Consider the following 1,415-nt stretch of genomic DNA (forward strand, 5'->3'; position numbering starts at 1 on the left):
GTCAGCCGGAACCGCCTTGATCAGCTCGGGCACCCACTCGCCGTCCTTTTCGACCAGCTTGGCCTGGTACATCTCCTGCAGCAGGGCATGGTCGGAGGCGCGGACGGCGGTCTTACCCTTGGGGCCGTCGAAGGAGAAGCCTTCCAGGGCGGCGACCATGGCGTCGACGTCGGTGCCGCCTTCCTTGACTGCCTGAACGATCATCTGGCCGGCGACGAAGCCGTCCGGAGTGAAGAGGTCGGCCTTCTTGCCGTCGGCCTCTACGCTCTCGATCATGGCCTTCTCCACGTCATTGCCGGCAGCACCGGGGAAGTAGTGGTTCAGGAAGCTGATCTTGTCCGAGGCCTTGCCGTAGGCGCCGAAGGTGGCGGCGTCGCCCAGGCCGGTGACGATCGGGGCGGCGTCAAACGCGCCCTGCTGGCTCAGTGCCTGCCACATGGATCCCGAGGTGGCGCCTGCCCAGGCAACGAAGACCAGATCCGGCTTCGCATCGATCAGTTGACGGGCGAACGGCGTGAACTCGGTGGCGTCTTCGGGCACCAGGACGTCATCGACTTCGGCACCCTGCTCGCCGAGCACGGCCTTGACGGCGGCGAGGTTGCCCTGGCCGAACGCGTTGTCCTGGCCGAACACCACCACCTTCTTGCCCTTGAGGTCATCCACGAAGGTTCCCGCCGTGGCCACGTCCTGCAGGCTCTGGCGGCCGGAACGGAAGGTGTAGTCGTTGATGCCCTGCAGCGCGTCGGTGGCGGCCGGGCCGGAGATGTAGAGCACCTTGTTCTGCGCGGCCTGCTCGGCGAGCTTCAGCGCGATGCCGGACACCACAGTGCCGGCCAGGATCTTGTAATCCTTGCCGATCAGGTCCTTGGCGACGTTGACCGCCTTGTCGGGGTCGCCGCCGTCGTCGTGGTAGGTCAGATTCAGCTTGGTGCCGTTGACCTCGCCGGTGCCGCCGGTGGCGTGGTCGATGCCGGCCTGCAGGCCCTGATAATAGGCCGCACCGTAGGCGGCGAGCGGGCCCGATTCGGAATAGACGATGCCCACGTTGATGCTCTCGGGCGCGCTGCTCTTTTCTCCGGCCGCGCCGGCGGTTTCGCCGCCGGCGGTCGGCGCGCACGCGCTCACAGCAAGTCCGGTGACCAGCGCCGCGGCCATCAGGAACTTCTTCGTTGCCTTCACTGGCGATGCCTTTCGTAGAAAAAATCTGTCGAGGAGTCTCTGGAACTGTCTGAACCTGATATCAGGCCACCAACCTGAAAGGTGATTCAGATTACGGCAAATCTATGGTCTGGCTCACGGCAGTGTCAACAGTCACACCGGAGAAGAAGGTCACGATTCGATTGCGGGAGGCGGGAGGGCTGGTAAAAGCAGCAGAACCGGCCGACTGCCCCATAGACAGCGAAAGCCCGGCCGCT

At 64.7% G+C, this 1,415-nt stretch carries 1 protein-coding gene; it reads right to left on the bottom strand.

Going from position 1 to position 1,415, the window contains the following annotated elements; all coding sequences use genetic code 11:
- The coding region (locus tag AC5RWT_RS37430; RefSeq protein ID WP_494084624.1) for a substrate-binding domain-containing protein at positions 1 to 1,179 on the bottom strand (1,179 nt) is incomplete at its 3' end.
- Between the last annotated feature and the right edge of the window lie 236 nt (positions 1,180 to 1,415).

This window comes from Arthrobacter sp. Dra40 (assembly GCF_059091905.1).